The 22,612-nt window shown below is 64.6% G+C and carries 22 protein-coding genes and 1 riboswitch; of the genes, 2 read left to right on the forward strand and 20 right to left on the reverse strand.

The window, feature by feature from the left end; translation table 11 throughout:
* Window positions 1-67: 67 nt before the first annotated feature.
* From meaB to mutA, 3 genes are read right to left on the reverse strand one after another with little or no spacing between them, the layout of a single operon-like run.
* A complete protein-coding gene (meaB, locus tag MAB_RS13750) occupies window positions 68-1,039 on the reverse strand; it encodes a methylmalonyl Co-A mutase-associated GTPase MeaB (RefSeq protein WP_005102543.1) in 972 nt (323 codons plus the stop codon).
* Entirely contained in the window at window positions 1,039-3,318 is a 2,280-nt protein-coding gene (gene scpA / locus MAB_RS13755; protein WP_005075929.1) for a methylmalonyl-CoA mutase, read from the reverse strand. The genes meaB and scpA overlap by 1 nt, the downstream gene beginning before the upstream one ends.
* Before the next feature lies 1 nt (window position 3,319).
* Window positions 3,320-5,143 (reverse strand): methylmalonyl-CoA mutase small subunit, encoded by a 1,824-nt coding sequence (gene mutA / locus MAB_RS13760; RefSeq protein ID WP_005111265.1) that lies wholly within the window; start codon window positions 5,141-5,143, stop codon window positions 3,320-3,322.
* A gap of 182 nt (window positions 5,144-5,325) precedes the next feature.
* Here mutA and MAB_RS13765 point away from each other — a divergent pair, with 182 nt between their 5' ends.
* Window positions 5,326-6,057, forward strand: a complete 732-nt coding sequence (locus MAB_RS13765; RefSeq protein ID WP_005082248.1) for a TVP38/TMEM64 family protein — start codon at window positions 5,326-5,328, stop codon at window positions 6,055-6,057.
* On the opposite strand, the gene MAB_RS13770 is transcribed toward MAB_RS13765, so the two are convergent.
* From MAB_RS13770 to MAB_RS13800, 8 genes are all read right to left on the reverse strand, one after another.
* Window positions 6,054-6,431, reverse strand: coding sequence for a DoxX family protein (locus MAB_RS13770; RefSeq protein ID WP_005082249.1), 378 nt, complete (start codon window positions 6,429-6,431; stop codon window positions 6,054-6,056). The genes MAB_RS13765 and MAB_RS13770 overlap by 4 nt on opposite strands.
* Entirely contained in the window at window positions 6,428-6,796 is a 369-nt protein-coding gene (locus MAB_RS13775) for a DoxX family protein (RefSeq protein ID WP_005087818.1), read from the reverse strand. The genes MAB_RS13770 and MAB_RS13775 overlap by 4 nt, the downstream gene beginning before the upstream one ends.
* Window positions 6,797-6,849: 53 nt before the next feature.
* Entirely contained in the window at window positions 6,850-6,981 is a 132-nt protein-coding gene (locus MAB_RS25320) for a hypothetical protein (RefSeq protein ID WP_005101128.1), read from the reverse strand.
* Window positions 6,982-7,064: 83 nt separating this feature from the next.
* Entirely contained in the window at window positions 7,065-8,795 is a 1,731-nt protein-coding gene (locus MAB_RS13780; protein WP_005093506.1) for an Nramp family divalent metal transporter, read from the reverse strand.
* Window positions 8,792-10,096: a magnesium transporter MgtE N-terminal domain-containing protein gene (locus MAB_RS13785; RefSeq protein WP_005082252.1), complete on the reverse strand. Its 1,305-nt coding sequence runs from the start codon at window positions 10,094-10,096 to the stop codon at window positions 8,792-8,794. Before MAB_RS13785 ends, MAB_RS13780 begins: the two co-directional genes overlap by 4 nt.
* A gap of 136 nt (window positions 10,097-10,232) precedes the next feature.
* Entirely contained in the window at window positions 10,233-10,370 is a 138-nt protein-coding gene (locus MAB_RS13790; protein ID WP_005057867.1) for a hypothetical protein, read from the reverse strand.
* A gap of 240 nt (window positions 10,371-10,610) precedes the next feature.
* Window positions 10,611-10,779: riboswitch (M-box (ykoK) riboswitch) on the reverse strand.
* Window positions 10,780-10,834: 55 nt separating this feature from the next.
* The gene (locus MAB_RS13795; protein WP_005082253.1) at window positions 10,835-11,977 is read right to left on the reverse strand and encodes an SPFH domain-containing protein; all 1,143 of its coding nucleotides are present in this window, start codon (window positions 11,975-11,977) and stop codon (window positions 10,835-10,837) included.
* An 18-nt stretch (window positions 11,978-11,995) separates the two neighbouring features.
* Window positions 11,996-12,421 (reverse strand): NfeD family protein, encoded by a 426-nt coding sequence (locus MAB_RS13800; protein ID WP_005057865.1) that lies wholly within the window; start codon window positions 12,419-12,421, stop codon window positions 11,996-11,998.
* Window positions 12,422-12,486: 65 nt separating this feature from the next.
* Here MAB_RS13800 and MAB_RS13805 point away from each other — a divergent pair, with 65 nt between their 5' ends.
* Complete coding sequence (locus MAB_RS13805) at window positions 12,487-13,314, forward strand: hypothetical protein (protein WP_005082254.1); 828 nt, start codon at window positions 12,487-12,489, stop codon at window positions 13,312-13,314.
* Here MAB_RS13805 and MAB_RS13810 read toward each other — a convergent pair.
* The 9 genes from MAB_RS13810 to MAB_RS13850 all read right to left on the reverse strand — a co-directional run bounded on the left by MAB_RS13810 (window position 13,311) and on the right by MAB_RS13850 (window position 22,428).
* A complete protein-coding gene (locus tag MAB_RS13810; protein WP_005082256.1) occupies window positions 13,311-14,333 on the reverse strand; it encodes a ferrochelatase in 1,023 nt (340 codons plus the stop codon). The two genes, MAB_RS13805 and MAB_RS13810, sit on opposite strands and share 4 nt — an antisense overlap.
* Before the next feature lie 9 nt (window positions 14,334-14,342).
* Window positions 14,343-15,152, reverse strand: coding sequence for an NADH-dependent enoyl-ACP reductase InhA (gene inhA, locus MAB_RS13815; RefSeq protein WP_005087822.1), 810 nt, complete (start codon window positions 15,150-15,152; stop codon window positions 14,343-14,345).
* A 58-nt stretch (window positions 15,153-15,210) separates the two neighbouring features.
* The gene (gene fabG1 / locus MAB_RS13820; protein WP_005057861.1) at window positions 15,211-15,933 is read right to left on the reverse strand and encodes a 3-oxoacyl-ACP reductase FabG1; all 723 of its coding nucleotides are present in this window, start codon (window positions 15,931-15,933) and stop codon (window positions 15,211-15,213) included.
* Between the two features lie 123 nt (window positions 15,934-16,056).
* Window positions 16,057-17,067: a VWA domain-containing protein gene (locus MAB_RS13825; RefSeq protein WP_005057860.1), complete on the reverse strand. Its 1,011-nt coding sequence runs from the start codon at window positions 17,065-17,067 to the stop codon at window positions 16,057-16,059.
* Window positions 17,064-18,035, reverse strand: a complete 972-nt coding sequence (locus MAB_RS13830; RefSeq protein ID WP_005057859.1) for a DUF58 domain-containing protein — start codon at window positions 18,033-18,035, stop codon at window positions 17,064-17,066. The genes MAB_RS13825 and MAB_RS13830 overlap by 4 nt, the downstream gene beginning before the upstream one ends.
* Window positions 18,032-19,177: a chaperone MoxR1 gene (gene moxR1, locus MAB_RS13835; protein WP_005057858.1), complete on the reverse strand. Its 1,146-nt coding sequence runs from the start codon at window positions 19,175-19,177 to the stop codon at window positions 18,032-18,034. The genes MAB_RS13830 and moxR1 overlap by 4 nt, the downstream gene beginning before the upstream one ends.
* A gap of 184 nt (window positions 19,178-19,361) precedes the next feature.
* Complete coding sequence (locus MAB_RS13840; protein ID WP_005093513.1) at window positions 19,362-20,084, reverse strand: NlpC/P60 family protein; 723 nt, start codon at window positions 20,082-20,084, stop codon at window positions 19,362-19,364.
* Between the two features lie 29 nt (window positions 20,085-20,113).
* Complete coding sequence (locus MAB_RS13845) at window positions 20,114-21,544, reverse strand: NlpC/P60 family protein (RefSeq protein WP_005098258.1); 1,431 nt, start codon at window positions 21,542-21,544, stop codon at window positions 20,114-20,116.
* Between the two features lie 326 nt (window positions 21,545-21,870).
* A complete protein-coding gene (locus tag MAB_RS13850) occupies window positions 21,871-22,428 on the reverse strand; it encodes an Rv1476 family membrane protein (RefSeq protein WP_005075955.1) in 558 nt (185 codons plus the stop codon).
* Window positions 22,429-22,612 lie beyond the last annotated feature (184 nt).

Here is a 22,612-nt window from a genome sequence, read left to right on the forward strand (position 1 = left end):
TCTCGCGGGCGACACCTTGGGCACACACATACCGGCGTGTTTGTGTGCGCAACGCCGCGCTCGAGGTCTACGAGCTGAGGTTGAGTAGTTGCTCGGCGGCCAGCGCGGGCGTCAGGGTGCCTTCCCGCACCTGCTGCTCGATATCAGCACGCGACGCCTTCACGTCGGGGGCGTTCAAAACCCGGTCGAGCACCGCGTCGCGCACCATCGCCCACATCCAATCGACTTGCTGGCGGCGGCGTTTGGCCTCGAACTCGCCCGCTTCGGTGAGCACCGCGCGATGCTGCAGCACCGTGTCCCACATCTCGGAGACACCGTTGTTCTCCAGCGCACTCATGGTGAGAACCGGTGGGCGCCAGAGCGTGTCATGCGGATAGATCAGGCGCAAGGCTCCCGACAATTCACGGGCGGCCTTCTTGGCTTCGATGGCGTGCTCACCATCGGCCTTGTTCACCACCACGATATCGGCGAGTTCGAGTACGCCCTTCTTGATTCCCTGCAACTGGTCGCCGGTGCGCGCCAACGTCAGGAAGACAAATGTGTCGACCATATTGGCGACCGCGACCTCGGACTGCCCCACGCCCACAGTCTCGATCAGGATGACATCGAAGCCGGCGGCCTCCAGCAGGACCACCGTCTCACGGGTGGCCTTGGCCACCCCACCCAGGGTTCCCGAGGTCGGCGACGGCCGGATGTAGGCATCCGGATGCACCGAGAGCCGACCCATCCGGGTCTTGTCCCCCAGGATCGATCCGCCGGTGCGCGTCGACGATGGGTCGACCGCCAGCACGGCGACGCGATGTCCCTGTTCGATGAGATACATCCCGAGCGCCTCGATGGTGGTCGACTTCCCCACCCCGGGCACTCCGGTAATCCCCACGCGCAGTGCGTTTCCCCCCTCGGGCGAGAGCTCGAGCAGCAACTGCTGCGCCTGCGACCGGTGATCTTGTCGGGTCGACTCCACCAAGGTGATGGCCCGGGCCAGGCCGGAACGGTCTCCCGACCGGATCAGTGCTGCCAGATTGTCAGGTGCCGACATCAGGTCAGGTCGTACCCGAGCCGCTCAGCCAGCTTGTGCAACAGGCCAATTGCGGCCTCCGAGATCACCGTTCCGGGAGGGAAGATGGCCGCGGCGCCCGCCTGGTACAGCTCGTCGAAATCGCCCGGCGGGATCACGCCGCCCACCACGATCATGATGTCCGGGCGCCCCACCTCGGCCAGCGCCTGACGCAGTGCAGGGACCAGGGTGAGGTGGCCCGCGGCCAACGACGACACACCAACCACATGCACGTCGTTGTCGGCGGCCTGTCGCGCGACTTCCTCCGGAGTCTGGAACAGCGGACCCACATCGACATCGAATCCGATGTCGGCGAACGCCGTTGCGATCACCTTCTGTCCGCGATCATGCCCGTCCTGCCCCATCTTGGCGACCAGCACGCGCGGCCGGCGGCCGTCGGCGTCGGCGAATTTCTGTACCAGCTCGGTTGCTTGCGTCACGCTGCTGACGGCGCCATCCCTTCCCACTTCGTCGCGGTATACCCCGCTGATGGTACGGATTTCGGCCTGATGCCGGCCATAGACCTTCTCCAGCGCATCGGAGATCTCCCCGACGGTCGCCTTGTGCCGAGCGGCGTTGATGGCCAGCGCCATCAGGTTGTTACCCAGCCCGTCTTCGCCGGCCCGGCCCGAATCGGCTGCCGCACGAGTCAACTCGGCCAAGGCTGCCTGTACCGCGTCGTCATCGCGCTCGGCACGCAGCTGCTGCAACTTGGCCAGCTGCTCGGCCCGTACGCGGGAATTCTCTACCTTGAGAACCTCGATCTGCTGGTCCTCGGCAACCTGGTATTTGTTCACGCCGATCACCGGCTGACGGCCCGAGTCGATGCGCGCCTGGGTGCGTGCGGCGGCCTCTTCGATACGAAGCTTCGGGATGCCCTGATCGATGGCCTGCGCCATACCGCCGGCCTCGGTGACCTCCCGAATATGTTCGCGCGCGCGGGAGGCGAGCTGGTGAGTCAGCCACTCGACGTAGTACGAGCCGCCCCACGGGTCGATCGGGCGACAGGTGCCCGACTCCTGCTGGATGAGCAGCTGCGTGTTGCGGGCAATGCGGGCCGAGAAGTCGGTGGGCAGCGCCAGCGCCTCGTCCAGGGCATTGGTATGCAGCGACTGGGTGTGTCCCTGGGTGGCGGCCATGGCCTCGATGCAGGTGCGGGCCACATTGTTGAACACGTCCTGCGCGGTCAATGACCACCCGGAGGTCTGCGAATGCGTGCGCAGCGACTGCGACTTGGAACTCTTCGGATCGAACTGCGCGACAAGCTCACTCCACAGCAGACGCCCGGCGCGCAGCTTGGCGACCTCCATGAAGAAGTTCATGCCGATGGCCCAGAAGAACGACAGACGCGGGGCGAAGACGTCGATGTCCAGCCCTCCGGCCAGGCCTGCCTTGATGTACTCGACGCCATCGGCCAGCGTGTATGCCAGCTCCAGATCGGCTGTGGCACCGGCCTCTTGGATGTGATAGCCGGAAATCGAGATGGAGTTGAACTTCGGCATCTTGGCGCTGGTGTACGCGAAAATATCGGAGATGATCCGCATCGACGGCTTCGGCGGATAGATGTAGGTGTTGCGGACCATGAATTCTTTGAGAATGTCGTTCTGGATGGTCCCGGCAAGCTTCTCCGTACCGACACCCTGCTCCTCGGCTGCCACCACATACAACGCGAGGATCGGCAACACCGCGCCGTTCATGGTCATCGACACCGACACCGAACCCAGGTCGATACCGTCGAACAGCTGACGCATATCCAGGATGGAGTCGATGGCCACGCCAGCCATGCCCACATCGCCCTGCACGCGCGGATGGTCCGAGTCATACCCGCGATGGGTCGCCAGGTCGAATGCCACGGACAGGCCCTTTTGGCCCGCCGCCAGGTTGCGGCGGTAGAACGCGTTGGACTCGGCGGCCGTGGAGAAACCCGCGTACTGGCGAATGGTCCACGGCTGATTGACGTACATCGTCGGATACGGCCCGCGCAGGAAGGGCACCTGACCGGGGAAGGTATCCAACGGATAACCCTGCGCCCGCACCGCCTCGCGGTCGGCGGCCGTGTAGATCGGCTTGACGGTGATCGCCTCCGGCGTCTCCCAATCAAGCTGCTCGGGACTGTATCCGTGCGCGGCGGCGGCCTCGCTTACCGCGGTCTGAACGGCGGCGGTGTCCGGGGCGACGGATACGCGGTCACCGTGCAGCGGTACATCGGCAAAGCTGCCCAGGATGGTGCCGGATTCCGAAAGATCCGTGAGGTCAGTCATGTCACGCTCCCAATGTGGTCAGCATGGCCGAAAGCGCTTCGACAGCATTGATTTTCATGGTGAGGTACCCATCCGGCCGGGAGGCCTCCGCGACCTCGGCAACAGCCTTCTCCGGTCCCGCGAGATACACGTCGGTGATACCGGCTGCCTTCGCCGCGTCGACGACAGCGCCGGCCTCGGCCGCATACCGGCCATCGGTGCCACAGATGACGGCGATACGGGCTCCGGCATCGGCCACCGCGCCGGCGACAGCACTCGCGTCCAGCACACCGGGGTTGATGGCTTCGATACCACCGGAGGCCAACAGGTTCGAGGCGAATGTGGTGCGCACATTGTGTTCGGCCAACGGTCCCAACGGCAGTAGCAGCGCCGACGGCCGGGCGCCGGAGGATGCCAGGAAGGCATCCGAGCGGTCCCGCAGTTCCTCGAAGTCGGCGGCGTACCGGTAACCCGTGCCAGGATGCGGCGGTAGCGGCTCCTCCGCGAGATTGGGGAACTCGTTCACTCCCGTGACCGAGGTACGCCGATGAGCGATGTCGTCGGCACGCTGGGCGCGGGTGGCCGCGATCCGTTCCCGGATCAGCTCGGTGGCGGCTTCAAAGCCGCCCGCGGCCTCGATCTCGGTGAACAGCGACCATGCCTGCTGCGCAAGGCTTTCCGTTAAATCTTCGATGAACCACGAGCCGCCGCCGGGATCGAGCACCCGCGCGACATGCGACTCCTCGATAAGCAGCAGCTGAGTGTTCCGTGCAATGCGGGCAGCGAAGGCGGGAGATACCGCGCTCAAACCACCCGGGATGGCGTCGTCGAATCGCCGGACCCGGACGCTGTCCGCACCGCCGACTCCCGCGCCGAAGGCGGCGAGGGTGGTACGCAGCATATTCACCCACGGATCACGTTGTGCCATCATCGGTTCGGAGGTCACCGCGTGGATAACCGCGCCACCGGCGTCGGGTGCACCGGCAACTTCGGCGACCCGGGCCCACAGCACCCGCGCCGCCCGGAACTTGGCGATGGACAGAAACTGATCGTCTGTTGCGGCGATACGGAAGCTGATCTGCTCCAGCGCTTCCGCGACGGTCAGGCCCGCCCGCTGCAGTAGCCGCAGATATGCGACGCCGGCGGCCACCGCCACCGCGAGTTCCTGGCTGTCGCTGGCACCCGACTCATGTGCGACGGTGCCGTCGACCGTGATGGCGCGCACCTGTTCGGCCCGCGCGGTCGCCCGACGGGCCAGGGCAACGGTCTCATCGATCGAAATCCCGGCCCGGTCCGCGAAGGCGTTGCCCAATGGGTCGGCGCCCAAATCGGCCACCACGGCAGCGGCGTCTCCCTCATAGGCATCGAGGGTGGTCAACAGGGCTTCGGCCACCGCCGCCAGCTCGGCACCGGCCTCAAGCTGCACGGGCGCCAGGTCCAGGTAGACACCCTGCAAGGCCCGAGCAACCGCCTCGGGTGGCAGGCCTGCCAACACGATGGCACTGGCACCCTGTCCCAGCGCATCGAGGATGGTCTCGTTCACCAGCGCCGGATCGGCGGCACCGCCGAACGCCTCGGCCACCTTCCACCCGCTGTTCACATCGCGGCGCGGGTCACCGCCACGCACGAAGGGCCACTGCCCGGGTAGTGACGGCTCGGGTAGCTCGTCAAGCGCGGTGTACAACGGCCGGATGGCAATTCCGTCGTAGGTGGGCGAGTCGAGCAGGCGCTCGGGGTCCGCCGGCAGGTCCTCGACCGCTTTGCGGGTCGATTTCGCCAGCACGCCGGCGACGCCCTTCTGCCATCGCGCGAAGTCACGCTGAATTTCGGGCACCTCAACAGTCACAAAACTGCTCCCTGCTGCTCGTCGTCGAGCGACACATATGGCACTCCATGCCGAAATGCCTATCACACTTACTCATCAGGCTAAATGACGCCGCCCATTACTTCCCAGTACGGGGGCCGGCGCACCACAACGACCGTGTCCTGGTACCCGCCATTCATGCAGGCTCCGTAGGCTTGTTCACCATGGGGTTCCGGCAGATCGGGAGAACGGCCGTCGCAACGCTGCGACGGCTGCCGCGACGCCAGCTGCTGTGGACCGGCGCCGCTCTTCTTATTGTGATCGCCGCGGTCCGGTTTGTCCCGCTGCCGACGGCCCTACAGATGCGCGACTGGGCGCGCGACCTCGGCCCGTGGTTCCCGCTCGCTTTCCTGGGCGCACACACGATCGTGACGGTGCTGCCCTTCCCCCGCACCGCGTTCACCCTGGCTGCCGGGCTGCTGTTCGGGACACAACTCGGCGTGCTGCTGGCCGTCGTCGCCAGCACCGCAAGTGCGGTCCTGGCCCTGTGGGCGGTCCGGGCGCTGGGATGGAAGCTCAGTGCATTGCATCACCGTCCCGCGGTGAAAAGCGTGGACGATCAGTTGCGCCGGCGCGGCTGGATCGCGGTGATGTCGATGCGACTCATCCCGGCGGTGCCGTTTTCGGTACTCAATTACGCGGCAGGGGCCTCCGCCGTGCGGGCGCTGCCCTACACGCTGGCCACCTTCGTCGGTCTGCTCCCGGGCACGTTGGCCGTCGTCGTGCTTGGTGACGCATTGACCGGGCACATCAGTCCCACACTCTTCGCCGTCTCGTTGGCTACCTCGGCGATCGGCGTGCTGGGCATCCTCTATGAAATTCGGCGCTATAAACGCACGCACACCGAGATCCCTGATCCGGAAAGCTCCGGCGCGCCCGAACGCGTCGGCCGCTAGGGTTGTACGACTTCTCGTTCGTCAAATCCCTTGGCGGTAAGCACAGCGAACAATGCGAGCAGGCTTGTCGCGGGTAACGCGTTGAGCATCTTGTCGTGTGCGCGTAGGTGTGCGCCGACTGCCAAAGTGAAGTAAACGGTCAGCATGAATGTGGTCAGTCTGCCCAGCGCCGACCACCGTATCCCGCCGATGAGCCCCGCTGCCGACGCGGTCTTCACGACGGGTAATAGCCACCAGATATCTTGCGGCAGACCGACTTTCTCCAGAGAATCTTTGACCGGTTTGATCGGCCCGACACAAGCCGCGGCATCGGCAGCCTGGACGGCGGCCAGCACGGCCAAGACCCTGGGTTTGGCTAAAAGCCGTTCCGTCATGATGATTTCGCCCCCAACCCCTTCACCATCAGGGCGCCGTAGGTGGCGAGCAAAGCCGACGCCGAGACGGCGTTCAGCCCGATATCGCGCGCGCGAACATGCGCTCCGACCGCCAGGGTGAAGTAGACGGTCAGCATGAGCAGGGTTAGCTTCGCAAGCCACGGGAACCGGATGCCCCCTAACAGGCCCACCGCCGACGCCGCCTTGATGGGCGCGAAGATCCACCGATATTGCTGCGGATAGCGCACATCATCGAGGCACTTGGCCACGTAGGGAATCGGCTGGACGCAGATGGCGGCGTCAACAGCCTGGAATGAGGCCAGAAGAGCCAGAACTCGCGGAGATACGAAAGCGCCATTGCTCATTACTCCAGTGAACCACTACTACGCCGCGCAGACGATGGCGCGACCGATTCCCGCTAGTGAGGAGCGTGTGCACCCAACGATGCGGAGATAACGGCCAATGGCGACAGGGCCAGCTGCATGTTGGCCCGCTCCTGGGGGGTCAGCCGACGGCGCTCCCAGAAAAGTCGCAACGCGCGAATACTCATCTCTCTATTGGACGCGGCCGCGCCGACATAATCCAGCGCGGCCGCGATATCCCAACGAATTCATGACGCGTCCCTTGCGGGGCTCAGTTGCCGTGGGCGAGTTGAATCGCCTTCACCACCAACAGAATGGCACCGACAACCAGATAGCCCCGGAGCGCGAGCATGCCCAGCTTTGTCCCCGGGCTCCACCTGACGGGTTCGAGCAGTGCCAGCGGCGGCATGCGCCACGTCCGCGCATCTACGCCGTCGAGCACTTTGGTCATCGCCAGCACCGCGGGATCGGCGCGTTGTCGGCTCGATACCCACCACAGGCCTGTACCGATCAACACCGCGAGAATCGTGACACCCACCGCCAGATCACGCGCGACCTCCACCACATCCAGATCCGGGAAGAGCGTGGTGGCCATCAGAATGCCGGAAAGGAACAGCAGCACGCCGACGATGAGCCCGGCGACAATGTTGAGCCACGGCTTATTGACCCACGGACCCAATACCGCCTTGTCATTGCACAGCAACAGCAGGAACACACTCGCGCTGGGCAGTAGCAAGCCGGCCAGGGCCTGCACCGCGGTGGTCATGAGCCCGAGTGGGGCGTTCGGTATCAGCACTATGGCCGCCCCCACCCCGACCATCACCGTGTAGGACAGGTAGAACGGCTTGGCGTCCTTGAAGCTACGGTGCAGTGAGTGCTTGAGTCCGAAGGTGTCCCCGAACGCGTAACTCGTAGCCAGGGTGACCGCAGCCGCACCGATTATCGACGCGTCCAACAGCACGATCGCGAAGATCTTGCCCAGCAACGGTTGCACCTGCCCCAGCCATTCGGCGATGAGGCCCGCATCACCGCTGTCGCCCCACTTGTCCGGGCCCGAATTACCGGTCGCGCGGGCGGCGTAGTCGGCGGTCATGAGCAGGGCGGCGGCCCCGATCACCACCACGAGTGAGCCGATCACGGTGTCGGCGCGCTCGTATCCGATGAAACGTGGGGTGATGCGCTTGTCGACGATGTTGGACTGCTGGAAGAAGAGCTGCCACGGAGCTACCGTGGTGCCCACCATGGCGATGATCAGCAGCACCGCCCCCGAGCTGACGCCGCCGTCGATACCAGGGACCACGAAATCGTGTGCGGCCCTTCCCCACTGCGGCTCGGCCAGCAAGAACATCGGAATCTGCAGCAGCGTGATCGCGATGAAGACGAACATGGCCCGCTCCCAGCGTCGGAAACTCCCGGTGGCCATGATCAGAATCAGGGCGATGGCCGCGAGGGGAACGGTGTAGTACTTCGAGACGCCCAGATACTCGGAAGCCAGTGCGACACCGATAAATTCGGTGACAAGGGTAAGAAAGTTCAGGATGAACAAGTCGCCCACCGAGAACCAGCCCCAGCCACGACCGAACCGCTCATTGATCAACCGGGCGTGCCCGACTCCGGTCACCGCTCCGAGGCGAACCACCATCTCCTGGTTCACGATGAGGACGGGGATCAGCAGCAAGAGCACCCAGAGCAGGCTGTACCCGTAGCTCTGACCGGCCTGCGCGTAGGTTGCGACGCCGCCCGCGTCGTTGTCGCCGACCATGACGATGATGCCCGGCCCCAGGATGGCGGCCATGGTGGCCATCCGCGACCTGAAGGTACGGGCCTGCCCGGGATCACTGACGCTGATCTTGCCGAACGCACCTTCGATATCTCCCAGGTGAGCCGAATCGAGCACAGCGCTCTTCGGTTGCGATACTTGCACTTTGAGCTGTCCGTTCGCAGTTTCCGCGCCGTTGACAGACCCGTTGACAGACCCGTTGACGATGCCGTTTTCACTCATGGCGCGACTCCGTCGGGGTTCGACGCGGCCTGACGGACCGGCCGCGGGGCCGGTTCACGCCGCCGCCAATCCTGGGGGATGAGCGCGGCCAACACGTCGTCATAGGTCACGACCCCGAGCACCCTGTCGCCCTCGTCGACAACGGGGATCAGGGCCAGGTTGTAGTCGGCCATCAGCAGGGCGACATCGGTGAGATCGGCCTGCGGTGCCACCCGCACCGGATCGTCGTCCATGACCGATTCCACCGCGGCGTCACCATCGGCCTGAAGCAGCCGGATCACCGACACCACACCCACCAATTCGCCGTTATCGGCCAGCACATGCACCTTCAGCAATGCCTCGGGCTGCAGGGATTTGGCGGCGGAGATGGCCCCCAGTGCGGCGCCGACAGTGCTCCCGAGCACACAGGACACGATGTCGACGTTCATCAAACCGCCCGCCGACTCGGGGCTGAACCCCATCAAGGTGACCACCTTGGTGCGCTGCGGCGCGGGCATCAGCTCCAGAACCGCGCGACGGCGGGACTGACGCAGGTCGAAAATGGCATCTGCCGCATCGTCCGCGCGCATGCGGCCGAGGAGAGCCGCGACATCGCCGTCGGACATGTCTTCGAACAGCTTGCCGGCCTTCTCCGAATCGAGTTCCTCGAATACGTCGGCCTCGAGCTCAGGGTTGTCGCGGACGCGATCCAGGATCTCGCCGCCCTCCTCCTTGGTGGCCTCCTCGAGCAGATCGGCGATCTCGGCGGGCTTGAGGGTGTTCACCCGTCCGCCGACACGGCGCGCCAACAGGGAACCACCATGCCCGATCATGGGTTCGAAGGCTTTCCAATCCCGCCCAGCCTGGCCCGCGCCAGCCTTGATAAGACCGAAAAACCTTGCGGGACGACGAGTATCGAGACGGGCAAGAATCCACCCCTCAGCCGTTTCCTGCAGCTCGATGTCATAGGCGTGTACCAATTCGGCGTTGTCGACATCGATGAACCGGTGGTCGAGTACGTCCTCGTCGAGCAGGTACTCACCGTCGCGGCGCTCGAAGCCCCTGAGGTCAACCTTGTTCTTGCTCAACTCGATTCGATCCGGCGCCACGACAGAAACCACGTCCGCGGAAATGAAGACGGTGCGCCCGCCCATGTCCACGACGTATCCGGTGACGAGCGGATACCGGTCGGACCCGCGGAGCCGGACAATCACATCCTCCAGCCGGCCAATGGTCTCACCGGACCGCGCGACAACCGGAGCCTTCAATAGATCTGAGAATTGAATTACCCGCGGCGTAGCCGCCGTGTTCGAAGTAGCCATGCCGACTCCTCAGCGTTTGCACCAATACGCTTCGCCCGCCCGGGTGGGTGGACGAAGCGTATTGGCCTCGAATGAATTCCGAATGTCCACGCACTGTGAATCGACTGTGCGTGGTAGTGATTGCCGTACCGCCGAACTACCGCGGTGGATGTGCCCCGAGCGATGCCGATACGACGGCAAGCGGCGAGTACGCCAACTGCAGGTTGGCCCGCTCTTGCGGGGTCAGGCGGTGCCGGATCCAGATACGGCGGACGGCGTTGAATGTTGTGGTCATGATCGGACTCCTTCTAGGGAGAGCCGCATACCCGAACCCGAGCGTCAAAAATGTTGACTCAAGCGAGGGTTCACCCTCGAACGCGCAGCAAGGTATGCGGCAGCTGTTGTCTATGCGGACCATCGCCGGATATCACGGTCGTGCCTCACCTCCTTGCCGTCGGGGCGCGCGCGGGCGCCTGCTGCAGGAACAGCGACCAAGAGAGGGAGAGAAAATTGCCGAACAACGAACGCCGCCCGGCACGCACCCCTCTCGTCAGGGCTTCGGCACTACGTGACGTGTCCGCCAGCGGAAGCCACTTCGGGTCATCCCTTAGTCCGGGAAGACCTGTCCTAACCTTGGGCGTCTCTCGACGTCGTCAGATCAGTGGCCTGTATTCACGTAGGAGCCTCACCTAGCAAGGTGCTGAACCGGTACCCATGATGGGCCGCTGAAATAGGCTTGTCAAGCCAGCGACATCCGCGTCACACCTCGGGCAACTGATGCCGGCTCACCGGATCGATCTGACCAATCTCCTTTGCGGCCGACTGCGCCTCGGCGACCGCCGCGGCCGCCTCGGGAGTCGCCTTGGTGTCGAACCATCCCGCCACCTCATCGGAGTCATCCTCGGGACGCTCCGTGGACGTATCGACCGGGGACGGCTCGTAGCGGAACACTCCGTCGTCGCCAGGGGCACCCAACAACTTTGTAAACCCTTGTAGCGCCGAACCGAAGTCGCTTGGAATCAGCCATACCTTATTCGCCTCGCCCTCGGCCATCTTGGGTAACGTCTGTAAATACTGGTAGGCCAACAACTCTGGCGTGGGTTTACCGGATTTCACTGCGGCAAAAACCTTTTCGATCGCCTTCGCCTGGCCCTGAGCCTGCAGATACTGTGCGGCACGTTCACCCTCGGCGCGCAGAATGCGCGACTGCCGGTCGGCCTCGGCCGAGAGAATCGCCGCCTGCTTGGCACCCTCTGCCGCGAGGATCTGCGACTGCTTGGCGCCCTCCGCCTGCTTGATGGAGGCCTCACGCACACCCTCGGCGTTCAGGATCATCGCACGCTTCTCGCGGTCGGCCTTCATCTGCTTTTCCATCGACTCCTGCACCGACGGCGGTGGGTCGATAGAACGCAGTTCCACCCGGGCCACGCGCAGTCCCCAGCGCCCGGTGGCCTCGTCGAGCACGCCACGCAGCTGGCCGTTGATCTGGTCGCGCGAGGTGAGCGTCTGTTCCAGGGTCATACCGCCCACCACGTTGCGCAGAGTGGTCGTGGTGAGCTGCTCGACGCCCACGATGTAGTTGCTGATTTCGTATACCGCCGCCTGCGGGTTGGTGACCTGGAAGTAGACGACAGTATCGATGTTCACCGTCAGGTTGTCCTCGGTAATCACCGGCTGCGGCGGGAAGGACACGACGCGTTCACGCAGGTCTACCTTGGCCCGGATCCGGTCCACGAACGGCACCAGGATGGTGAGCTGCCCACTCACCGTCTTCGAATAGCGCCCGAGCCGCTCGATCACCGCGGCCTCGGCTTGCGGAACGAGCGCCACGGACTTCAGCACGATGGTGACGCCCAGGATGATCAAGACGATCAACACAAACACTCCGGCCGCTACTCCCATACCCGTACTCCCCTATTCTCAGATCTTTTCGACAACCGCCGTGGCGCCGTCGATTTGAACCACTGTGACCGTCTCGCCCTGCTCGAATCGCCCAGACTTTTCCAGACTGCGGGCGGTCCACATCTCCCCACCCAGACGGACAAGCCCATGCAGATCGTCGACGGGTTCAATCACAATGGCGCTCTTGCCCTCCAATGCCTTGGCATTGGTATGCAGGACCGGTCCGGCCGTCAGGCGCCGCCGCAGCGCCGGGCGCACACCGACCAACAGCACGACCGCACTGATTACGAAGACCAGCCCTTCGGCCCATAACGGCATGTCGAATGCCCATCCGGCACCGGCCGTGACCAGGGCCGATCCGCCCAGCATCAACAGGAACATGTCCCCTGTCATCAGCTCGGCGGCCGCGAGCAGGATGCCTGCGACAAGCCACACAATCGGCATGTGTCCACATTAGCCCGCGTGGGCAACTGGTGGGGGCGGATGCGGCGCCTTACACTGCGAGCATCATGGCGAATCCGAGTGTGTCCCTGGCAGTGTGGGCAAGCGCGTGGCTGGCGGGCCGCGCGGCACCCGATGATGTCATTGATGCCCTCATCGCGTGGGCACCAAGGCATTTGGTCACCGCATACGATGCGGTCGCGGCGGGTCATACCGGGCTGTCCTGGCCCGATATGGACGACAACGGCCCCATCGGCCTGCTCCAGACGATCCGCACCGCGACCGGTCAACCACACGGTTTACCCGATATCCACGTCATTCTGCCCGCGCCGGGCGACCCTCGTGGGCTGCCCGCAGGCACACAGTTCCAGCGCGACGCCATGGAGGCCAGTGAGGCGATCATCCTCAGCGACCGCCAGAATGATTCCACCGCAATAGGATTGGTTCCGGCCGTGGAATACGACGAGGATCGCGACGAGACCACCGGGTTGTTTTGGACCGTCTATTCACTACCGGCGAAGATCCCGCCGCAACCCGCACAAGATCTCGGGGAAGCCGAGTTCCAACTGCGCCAGGCGGTTCGTGCCGCAACCGCGACGCTGGGGCGCCTGGACCGCGCGGTGGGGGCAACCGAAGCCGACCCCCGCGCCCTGGTCGAGGAGGTGCTATCCACGCTACGCGGGCATCGCCTGCCGGACTACGCGCCACACCGCGCGATTCGAGTCCTCGACTCGGCCAACCAAGTGGAGGCCATCGCCACGGCCGCGGCCGAGATCTTGGAGCTGCCCGGCGCACTCGATGATGGTGCGGTGTCCGACGCTTTGCGGCCGCTGATCTTAGTGGTGCGCGAAGCACGGATGGCTGCGGCCAGCGCCATTATCGGGGCCGCGCGCTAGTCCTCCTGCACACCGCAGCACAGGGGCGAGCACAATGCGCCGTTCACACTGAATCCGTACCCCGGGACCGGGTTCACCCCACTGGCCCGTAACGCCGGCCGTCCCTCAACGACCTCAGTGATCAAGTCGACCGCAAGGCGCGCGAATCGTTCATCCGCACCGGGCGTGGCCGCCCGGACGAGCTCGATATCGTGCTCTTGCGCGTATTCACGAGCCTCGTTGTCCAGGTCCCAGACCACCTCCAGGTGGTCGGACACAAACCCGATCGGCGCCACTGCCACCGATCGAATCCCTCGATCTTTCAGCGCCGCAAGGTGATCGACAATATCGGGCTCAAGCCACGGAACCTGAGGCGGGCCCGAACGCGATTGCCACACCACGTCGTAGTCCTGGTGACCAGTCGCGGCGGCAACCAATTGCGCCAGGTAATGCACTTGCCGGCTGTAGAGCTCGGGGCCGTGGCGCCGGTCCGCCGCAAGGGGAATCGAATGAGCCGTGAACACCAATCGCGCCTCACCGCGCAGGCTCGACATCGCGGCGGACACCGCCTCGGCGTACAGCTGCACCAAGGACGGGTGGTCGAAGTACTGACGAAGTTTGACCAGCTCCGGCGCGCCGTCACCGACGGCTGCACGGGCCCGGGCAATGTCCTCCACGTACTGCTTGCAGCCCGAATACCCGCCCCACGCCGAGGTGGTGAAAACAGCTGCTCGCCGAATTCCCTTGTCCCGCATCTCAGCAACCGTGTCCTCCACCATGGGATGCCAATTGCGGTTGCCGAAGAACACCGGCAAGGGGTGCCCGGCCGACTCCAGCTGCCGTGAGATCTGATCGACAAGCGCCCGGTTGATGCCGTTGATCGGAGACACGCCACCGAAATGGAAGTAGTGCTCGGCTACCTCGTCGAGACGCTCGGGTGGAATGCCGCGGCCACGCGTCACATTCTCCAGGAACGGCCGAACCTCCTGCGGCCCCTCGGGACCCCCGAAGGACAGCAGCAGCACCGCGTCAAATAACACAGCAGTCCGTCAGAGCAGCTGAGTGTGAGCGCCGCCGTCGGCGAAAATGATGTCGCCGGTGGTGGCGGGCAACCAGTCGGACAGCAGCGCGCACACCGTCTTGGCCACGGGTGTCGGGTCCTTCATGTCCCAGCCGATCGGGGCACGCTGATCCCAGCCCTCTTCCAGCAGCTGCATTTGCTGACCGGCCTCATCGCCGAGGGCACCGCCCACAATGGCGCTCATGGCCAACGTGCGGATCGGTCCGGCCGCCACCAGATTGGAACGGACACCGACCTTGCCTGCCTCACGGGCGACGAATCGGTTCACCGACTCCAGCGCGCTCTTGGCCACGGTCATCCAGTTGTAGGCAGGCATCGCCCGAGTCGGGTCGAAGTCCATACCCACAATGCTGCCGCCCCGGTTCATGACCGGTAGCACGGCCTTGGCCAGCGACGAGTACGAGAACGCCGAAATGTGGAAGCCCTTGGAGACGTCCGCGAACGGCGCGTCGAAGAAGGGGTTGACGCCCATTCCGCTCTGCGGCATGAAACCGATCGAGTGCACAACACCATCGAGCTTGTTGCCCTCGCCGATCACCTCGGAAATGCGCCCAGCCAGGCTGCCCAGGTGCTCCTCGTTCTGCACGTCGAGCTCCAGCAGCGGGGCCGGCTTGGGTAGGCGCTGGGTGATGCGCTCGATCAGGCGCAGCCGGTCGAATCCGGTGAGCACCAGCTCTGCGCCCTGTTCCTGCGCGACCTTCGCGATGTGGAATGCGATGGACGAATCGGTGATGATGCCCGTCACCAGGATGCGCTTGCCCTCAAGTAGTCCTGCCACGATTCTCCTTAGGTAATTGCCTGCGCTCCTGCGCACGCGGGGACGTCCGAGAAAGTTCCTAGTGGCCCATGCCCAGGCCGCCGTCGACCGGAATAACGGCGCCCGAGACGTAGGCGGCATCCGGCGAAGCCAGCCAGCTGACCACACCGGCGACCTCGCTAGGTTCACCGATGCGTCCCATCGGGATCGCAGTCAGCGCGGTCTCGACGTGCTTTTCACCCAGCTCGCGGGTCATGTCGGTATCGATGAAACCGGGCGCGACCACGTTGGCGGTGATCGAGCGCGACCCCAGCTCACGGGTGAGCGCACGGGCCATGCCCACCAGACCCGCCTTGGACGCCGAGTAGTTGGCCTGCCCCGGCAGGCCGATCTGGCCGGCCACCGATCCCATGAAGATCAGGCGGCCGAAGCGCTTCTTGATCATGTTGCGCGAGGCACGCTTGGCCAGCCGGAAGGTACCGATCAGGTTGGCGTCGATGACCTTGAGGAACTGCTCTTCGCTCATGCGCATGATGAGCATGTCCGCGGTGATGCCGGCGTTCGCGACAAGCACCTCGACCGGACCCTGCTTCTCCTCGACCTCCTTGAAGGCCGCGTCGATCTGGTCGTTGTCGGTGATATCGCACTGCACGCCGAGCAGACCCTCCGGAGCTCCCGAACCGCGGTGCGTCACCGCCACCTTGTGCCCGTCGGCGGCCAGGCGCTGGGCCACGGCCAGACCGATCCCCCGGTTGCCACCGGTGACAAGGACGGAACGAGGAACGAATTCAGCGTTGGTCATGAGAGTCAACTTATCGTCTTCTTAGACTTCTTCCTAAACGACTGGCCAAGGAACCGCACAAGGAACCGCACAAGGAACCGCACAAGGAACCGGCACAAAGGAACCGGCACAGCGGGTATCGCATCAGTTGGGCAGGCGCCGGTTGATGACGAGCCCGACGAAGGCCGCCGCCAGCACGAGAAGCGCACCCAGCCGCAGCCAGCCGACGCTCGCGTCACCGCGGATCGTCTCGTACCCGATCTGCTGCTGCAGATTGGCGTACACCTCTTTGAGCTGACCCAGCGTGGACGCCGTGTACGTCTCGCCACCGGAGAGCTTGGCCACCTTTTCCATCATGTCCGGGGCGTACGGAACGTTCTGGCGTTGCCCGTTGATCTCGACGTACCCGTCTTTGGTACCGAACGCGATGGTCGAAATCGGCACCTGCTGATCCTTGGCCGTGCGCGCCGCGGTGTAGGCACCCTTCGGGTTGTCCGGGTTCGACGGCACCGTCTCCTTACCGTCGGACATCAAGACGATGCGCGCCGGAGGTGGCTTGTCGCCGCCGCCGATGACAGCACCCACGGTCGCGATGGCCTGTAGCGCCGTGAAGATGCCCTCGCCGGTCGCGGTGCGATCGGCGAGCTGCAGGTTGTCCAGGGCATTGACGGTGGCGTCGCGGTTGGTGGTCGGCGAGACCAGCACCGTGGCGGTACCGGCGTAGGCGATAAGACCCAAGTTGATACCCGGGGTCAGATTGCGTGCGAATTCCTTGCCGGCTTCCTTCGCGGCACCCAAACGGTTGGGTGCCACATCGGTCGACTCCATGGAGCGCGAGACATCGATGACGAGCATCACGACCGCACGGTTACGCGGAATCCGCACATCGTGCGTCGGACCGGCCAGCGCGATGGTCAGCACCATCAACCCCACCACCAATAATGCCGTCGCCGCATGGCGCCACGTTCGGGGACGCGTGGGCGCCACCGAGTCCAACAGCTCGGTATTCGCGAACCGCAGTACCCGCTTCTGCCGCAGGTATTGGGCCACCACATACAGGGCGATCAGGGCTGCCACCAACAGCAGCACCAGGAAGAACCACGGATGGGCGAAGCCCGTCAGGGTCATCGGCCCGAAGAACGGAACGTCGTTCATCGAGTCCCCGCCCCCGTTCCGGCCACCGCGCCGCGGCGTTGTTGCGAGACGAATCTCACGATGTCGCTGATCCAGTCACGGTCGGTCCGCAGGCTCAAAAGCGGTGCACCGCAACGACGTAATGTGCGTGCCACCTCTTCATGATGCCTTGCCGCCGCCTGCTGGAAATCCCGGCGCAAGTTCTCGTCGATCCGGTACTCCTTGGTGATGCCGGTCTCGGCGTCCTGAAGCAGCACCTCGCCTACGTCCGGTAGCTCCACATCACGCGGGTCCAGCACCTCGATGCCCAGCACCTCGTGCCGGCCTCCGATCGCACGTAGCGGCCGCATCCAGTTGATCGGGCCCAGGAAATCGCTGATGATCACGGCCATCCCGCGCCGGCGCTCCGGGCGGCGCAACGCGTCAATGGCAACCGACAGATCACCACGCACCCCTTGAGGGGCCTTGGGCATGGTCGCGATGCTACGCAGGATGTCCTGTTCGTGGGCGCGACCGGAGCGTGCGGGCAACCGCACGATCTTGTCTCCGTTCGCGATGATCGCGCCCAGCCGATTACCTCCGCCGCTGTTGAGGAAGATGATCGCCGCGGCGGCAGCCACCGCGAGATCGCGCTTCTCACAGTTGGTGGTGCCGAAGTCCAGACTCGCCGACATGTCGACCACCAGCCACGTCTCCAGCTCGCGGTCGGCGATCATCTGGCGGACATGCGGGCTGGTGGTCCGGGCCGTCACCGACCAGTCCATCCGCCGCACGTCGTCACCGGGTTGATACAGCCGCGACTCCCCCGGCTCTGATCCCGGACCGGGGATCAGACCGAGGTGGTTGCCGTGCAACACCCCGTCAAGCTTGCGACGGATCTTCAGTTCCAGAGTCCGCAGTGCCGCCGACAGCTGCGGATCACGGATCTCGCCACGACGCAGCGACGGGATGTCTACCGGCCGGCCGGAGGCCGGACTTGGCGTGCTCACCTGGGTGCGGCGTTATGGGCGGCCGGGACCGGGTTGTTGGTCCCAACCATCGCCGGCGGCACCGAATTTCCTTGCTGCGGAACAGCATTCACCTGCGGCAGGCCCACCGTCTGCAGAATTCGGTTGATCGCCGTGTCGGCGGAAACCTCGTCGGCAAGCGCGTCGTAGCTCATCACCAGACGGTGACGGAGTACGTCCGGGATCACCTCGATGACGTCCTGCGGAATGACGTAGTCACGCCCACGCACCAGTGCCAGTGCGCGTGCCGAGGCGATGATGCCCAGCGAAGCACGGGGGCTGGCACCGTAGGAGATCCAGTTGGCGACATCGCCGAGACCGAACTGAGCCGGATTGCGGGTGGCCGCGATGACCCTGACCACGTAGTCGACCAGGGCGTGGTGCACGAAATTATTGGCCGCCAGGTCCTGCAGGCGCAGCAGCGCCTCGGACGACAGGATCTGCTTGGGCTCCGGGGGCGTGACACCCATCCGGTAGATGATCTCGCGTTCCTCTTCGACCGTCGGGTAATCGACGTTGATCTTGAACAGGAAGCGGTCGCGCTGAGCTTCCGGCAGCGGATACACGCCCTCGTTCTCGATCGGGTTCTGCGTCGCCATCACCAGGAACGGCTTGGGCAGGTGATAGTCCTTGCCGCCGATGGAGATCTTGCGCTCGGCCATGACCTCCAGCAGTGCCGACTGCACCTTGGCGGGCGCACGGTTGATCTCGTCGGCCAGTAGGAAGTTCGCAACCACCGGGCCCAGCTCGGTATCGAACTCCTCGCGGCCCTGGCGGTAGATGCGGGTACCGATGATGTCGGTGGGCACCAGGTCGGGGGTGAACTGGATACGCGAGAACGTGCCGCCCACCACCTTCGCGAAGGTTTCCACCGCGAGCGTCTTGGCAACGCCGGGCACACCCTCGAGCAACACGTGCCCCTTGGCAAGCAAGCCGACCAGAATTCGCTCGACCAGACGGTCCTGGCCCACGATGATGCGCTTTACCTCGAAAATGGCACGCTCGAGGTTCTGCACCTCAGCGGCCAGGGCCGGTGACGTCGCACCCTGCGGGGCGTGCGGCGCGGAGCCGGCGCTTCCGCCGGTGTACCCGGCACCTCCCCCTGGTTGCCCTGGTGATGACATCAACTTCCCTCCGGCTCTGCCTGACGATTCCATGCTTTTTCGGTGGCTTCTTGGTGGCCCTGTCCATACGGGCGACACCCAACCCTGGGCGGCGCCTTCGGTCCACTATTCCAGCATCCCGGGGTTTGGTCCACGTACCCGTTCGCTGGCGCGCCCTTCTAGCTCACCCGAAGGATCAGAAGAGCTACCACGCGATGATACGAACGGCGTAAGGAGTCATGCCGCCCGTGCGCACCGGGGACACGGTCACCTTGCCCGCACTGCCGCTGGCCTCCAGCATCTGGCCATTGCCGAGGTAGATCACCACGTGCTGAGAACCGCCGGGACCGTAGAACAGAAGGTCACCACGTTTTGCCTGCGCGACCGGGACCTTTTGGCCGGCGTTGTACTGGTCTCCCGAGTACTTCGGCAGCTTCACTCCCGCGGCCGCGTACGAAAACATGGTGAACCCGGAGCAGTCGTAGCCGACCTTGCCCGAGTCATAGTCGACACCACCGCTGGGCCCGCGCACTGTGCCACCGCCCCAGGAGTACGGCACCCCGAGTTGGGTCCCGCCACGCTGAATCACGCGCTCCACGGCGGCACGGCCGTAGACCAGCGGGCGCCCCGCGCCCGCGGACGCGCTGTTTCCACCGATCCCCAGCGCTCCCAACGCGGTCTGACCGACCCCCATCACGCCGTTCATGATCTTTGCGGGATCCGCGCCCTGGCTCGGGCCGGCGAAGGGCAGCGTGGGGTCGTATTGGCCGCCGGTCGGGTTCAGTCCGAGAGCGTTGAGGAAGGCGGTACCGACATTGGGACCGAGCGGGTTATCGTCGGCCGCGGCCCGCGGGACACCCATGAACAACACCAGTGCGATGGCGATAGTCACTGCGATGGCCGACCGTAATAGGAAGAGCCCCTGCACTTTTAGCACCTTTGCCGCCTTCACCACTTCTACCACTCAATCATCCGGGTTACATAGGGCGTCATGCCACTGGTGCGGACCGGCGACACCTTGACCACATCGCCGGTGTTCGGCGCTTCAAGCATCTGACCGTTGCCCAGGTACAGCGCAACGTGCTGACTTGCGTTGGGGCCGTAGAAGATCATGTCGCCGCGCTTCATCTGTGCGCTGGGAACCTTGCGCCCGGAGTTGTACTGGTATCCGGTGTAGTGCCGCAGCCTGATGCCGACCGCGGCGAAGCCGTACATCATCAGCCCGGAGCAGTCATAGCCGACAGTTCCTGCACCGGAATCGATTCCACGAGTAGGGCCGTTATAGGAGCCACCGCCCCAGGAATACGGCGTGCCCATGGCACTACCGGCGCGGGCGATGACGCGCTCCACGTTCTCGCGGCCATAGACCTTGGGGAGGTACTCGCCGCCCTCGCCCGAAGCCGCCGCCGCCGGGGCGGCCTTCGGGCAGAAGATGCCGATCACACCGCACACCGCTGATTGCCCGACATTGGCCGCGGTATTGCCGATCCCCAAGACCATGTTGATGGTCTGCGTCGGGTCGGTGGGCACGTTGGCACTGGCGATCATCGGGAGGGTGGTGTCCCACTGGCCGCCGGAGGAGACCGGCGCGGGGCCCTCGGTCCATTCATTGCCATTGCCGGCGATCGCGGCACTCGGGTTGATCACCCGGGCGGTCGCGGTCGAGGCGGCATAGGCCGGGCCGCGCGCCGCCGCGAGCTGCGCCTCCGCACTCTTCTTCTTGGCCGTCAGGTCCGCGGCGACGCCACGCTGGGCCTCCAGCTTCTTCTGCACGTCCTTCATCGCGGACACCAGATCGTCTTGTTGCTGTTGGGCATCCGCGGCCGCCTGGTCGGCCTTCTCCTGGATGGCCCGGGCCTGCGATTGCTTGTTGACCTGCTCGGTACGCGCCCGGCGCAGATTGTCCATGACCGTCTGCGAGCTCGCTTCGACACTCTTGGTCACGGAGGCCAGACGCACCACGTCATCAGGATTGGTCGCGGTCAGATATGAGGTGGACGGGCCCGCCATATAGGTGGCCGCGGCCATCCGATCGAACTTGCCCTGAGCCTCCTCGATGGCACCGTTGGCGGCGTCGACGGCGCGCTGCCCCTCGGCGACCTGCGCGGCGGCACTGGCGGCGTTATCACGCGCGGCCTGCAGATCGACCAGCCCCTTGTTGATGGACTCTTGCTGGGTCTGCACATCGGCGGTCAGTTGTTCGATCTGCTGGTTCGTATCGGCCAGCTGCGTGATCAACGAGGCCATGTCGTTCGGCTCGGCGGACGTTACTGCGACAGTCGTGGGAAACATCATCAGCCCGGCGACCAGTAGCGGCGGCACCATCAGCGCAGTTGCCACGGTTCGTTTGCCCCGCACCGCGAAACGGTCATTCACTGTCCGCTTCATCGCGTCTGCCGTCTCCCTATTCCTGCCAAGTCTCTGCACTGGTCGAGCCTTCTCGGTCATTAGCGGCCCTTCCCCGACACGCTCCCAGTTGTCACATAAGACGCACTAACAACATTGGCGCCACTTGCACCGTACGTCACTTTTGCAACTAATGAAACTTTAGTCACAAATTACAGATGTGTAATTAATTGCCCACTGGCGGACAATTACAGAGATGTCATCCGACGGTTAATTGACGCGAATTGAAAAGCGGCAGTTCATCCGGGTTCTATAGTGCGCGCGGCTATTTCGCGACGAAACCTGGTGTGCGAATGGTTTGCAAACCGTTACTTAACCGAGTCATTCGCGAAGCGGCCGCGAACGAGTGCAATTCCGGCGCAGGCCGCCGCGACCAGCACGACGAGCACAATGGTCAACGCGGTCCATGAGAAGTGCTCACGTCCCAGCTCGTCCACGAAGTTGTTGGCCGACAGGACCGGGTTCCCGGTCTTTGCGACATCCTGCCCCGCCTCCAGCGTCACCCTGTCGTACTTGGCGCTGTAGGTGCCGGCGTAGGAGGGGCTGATGACCAGGATCGTCGAGTCCGGATGGTCCTTGCCGATCTCGGTCGCGATATCGCGCAACGGGGTGTCAATCCAGGGATTGCCAGGAAGAGCGACGACCTTCAGGTCGATGTCCTTGGCATGCGCCTTGGCGACGACTTCCTTCAGCCCGGGAACGTCAGCCGGCGCGGCCGCGACGCCGTCCTCGTTGACGTCCGCGCGCGCCATCTGCAGACACTTGGCCGACCAGCCCACGGGGTCGGTTCCCGCGGTCTGTATCGACACGCCCACCGCCTGGCACAGTTCGGCGGGAATGAAGGTCGGCAGGTGCTGCGGCGTCACGCGACCAATCTAACCCCCGGCGAGCGCCGCGTTGCGCACCCGGACACGCCGTATTTGACGTGCATAACGACGCCTTCCCCCGGGGTGGCGGATGCCACGACGGGAATGGCGAGTGAAATTTGTGCATCCCCCTTATTACGGGACAAGCGTACTGTTAGACTAGCGATGGAAGGCAGCCATCTGT

Origin of the sequence: Mycobacteroides abscessus ATCC 19977, from assembly GCF_000069185.1 — a bacterium.
Lineage (GTDB): Bacteria > Actinomycetota > Actinomycetes > Mycobacteriales > Mycobacteriaceae > Mycobacterium > Mycobacterium abscessus.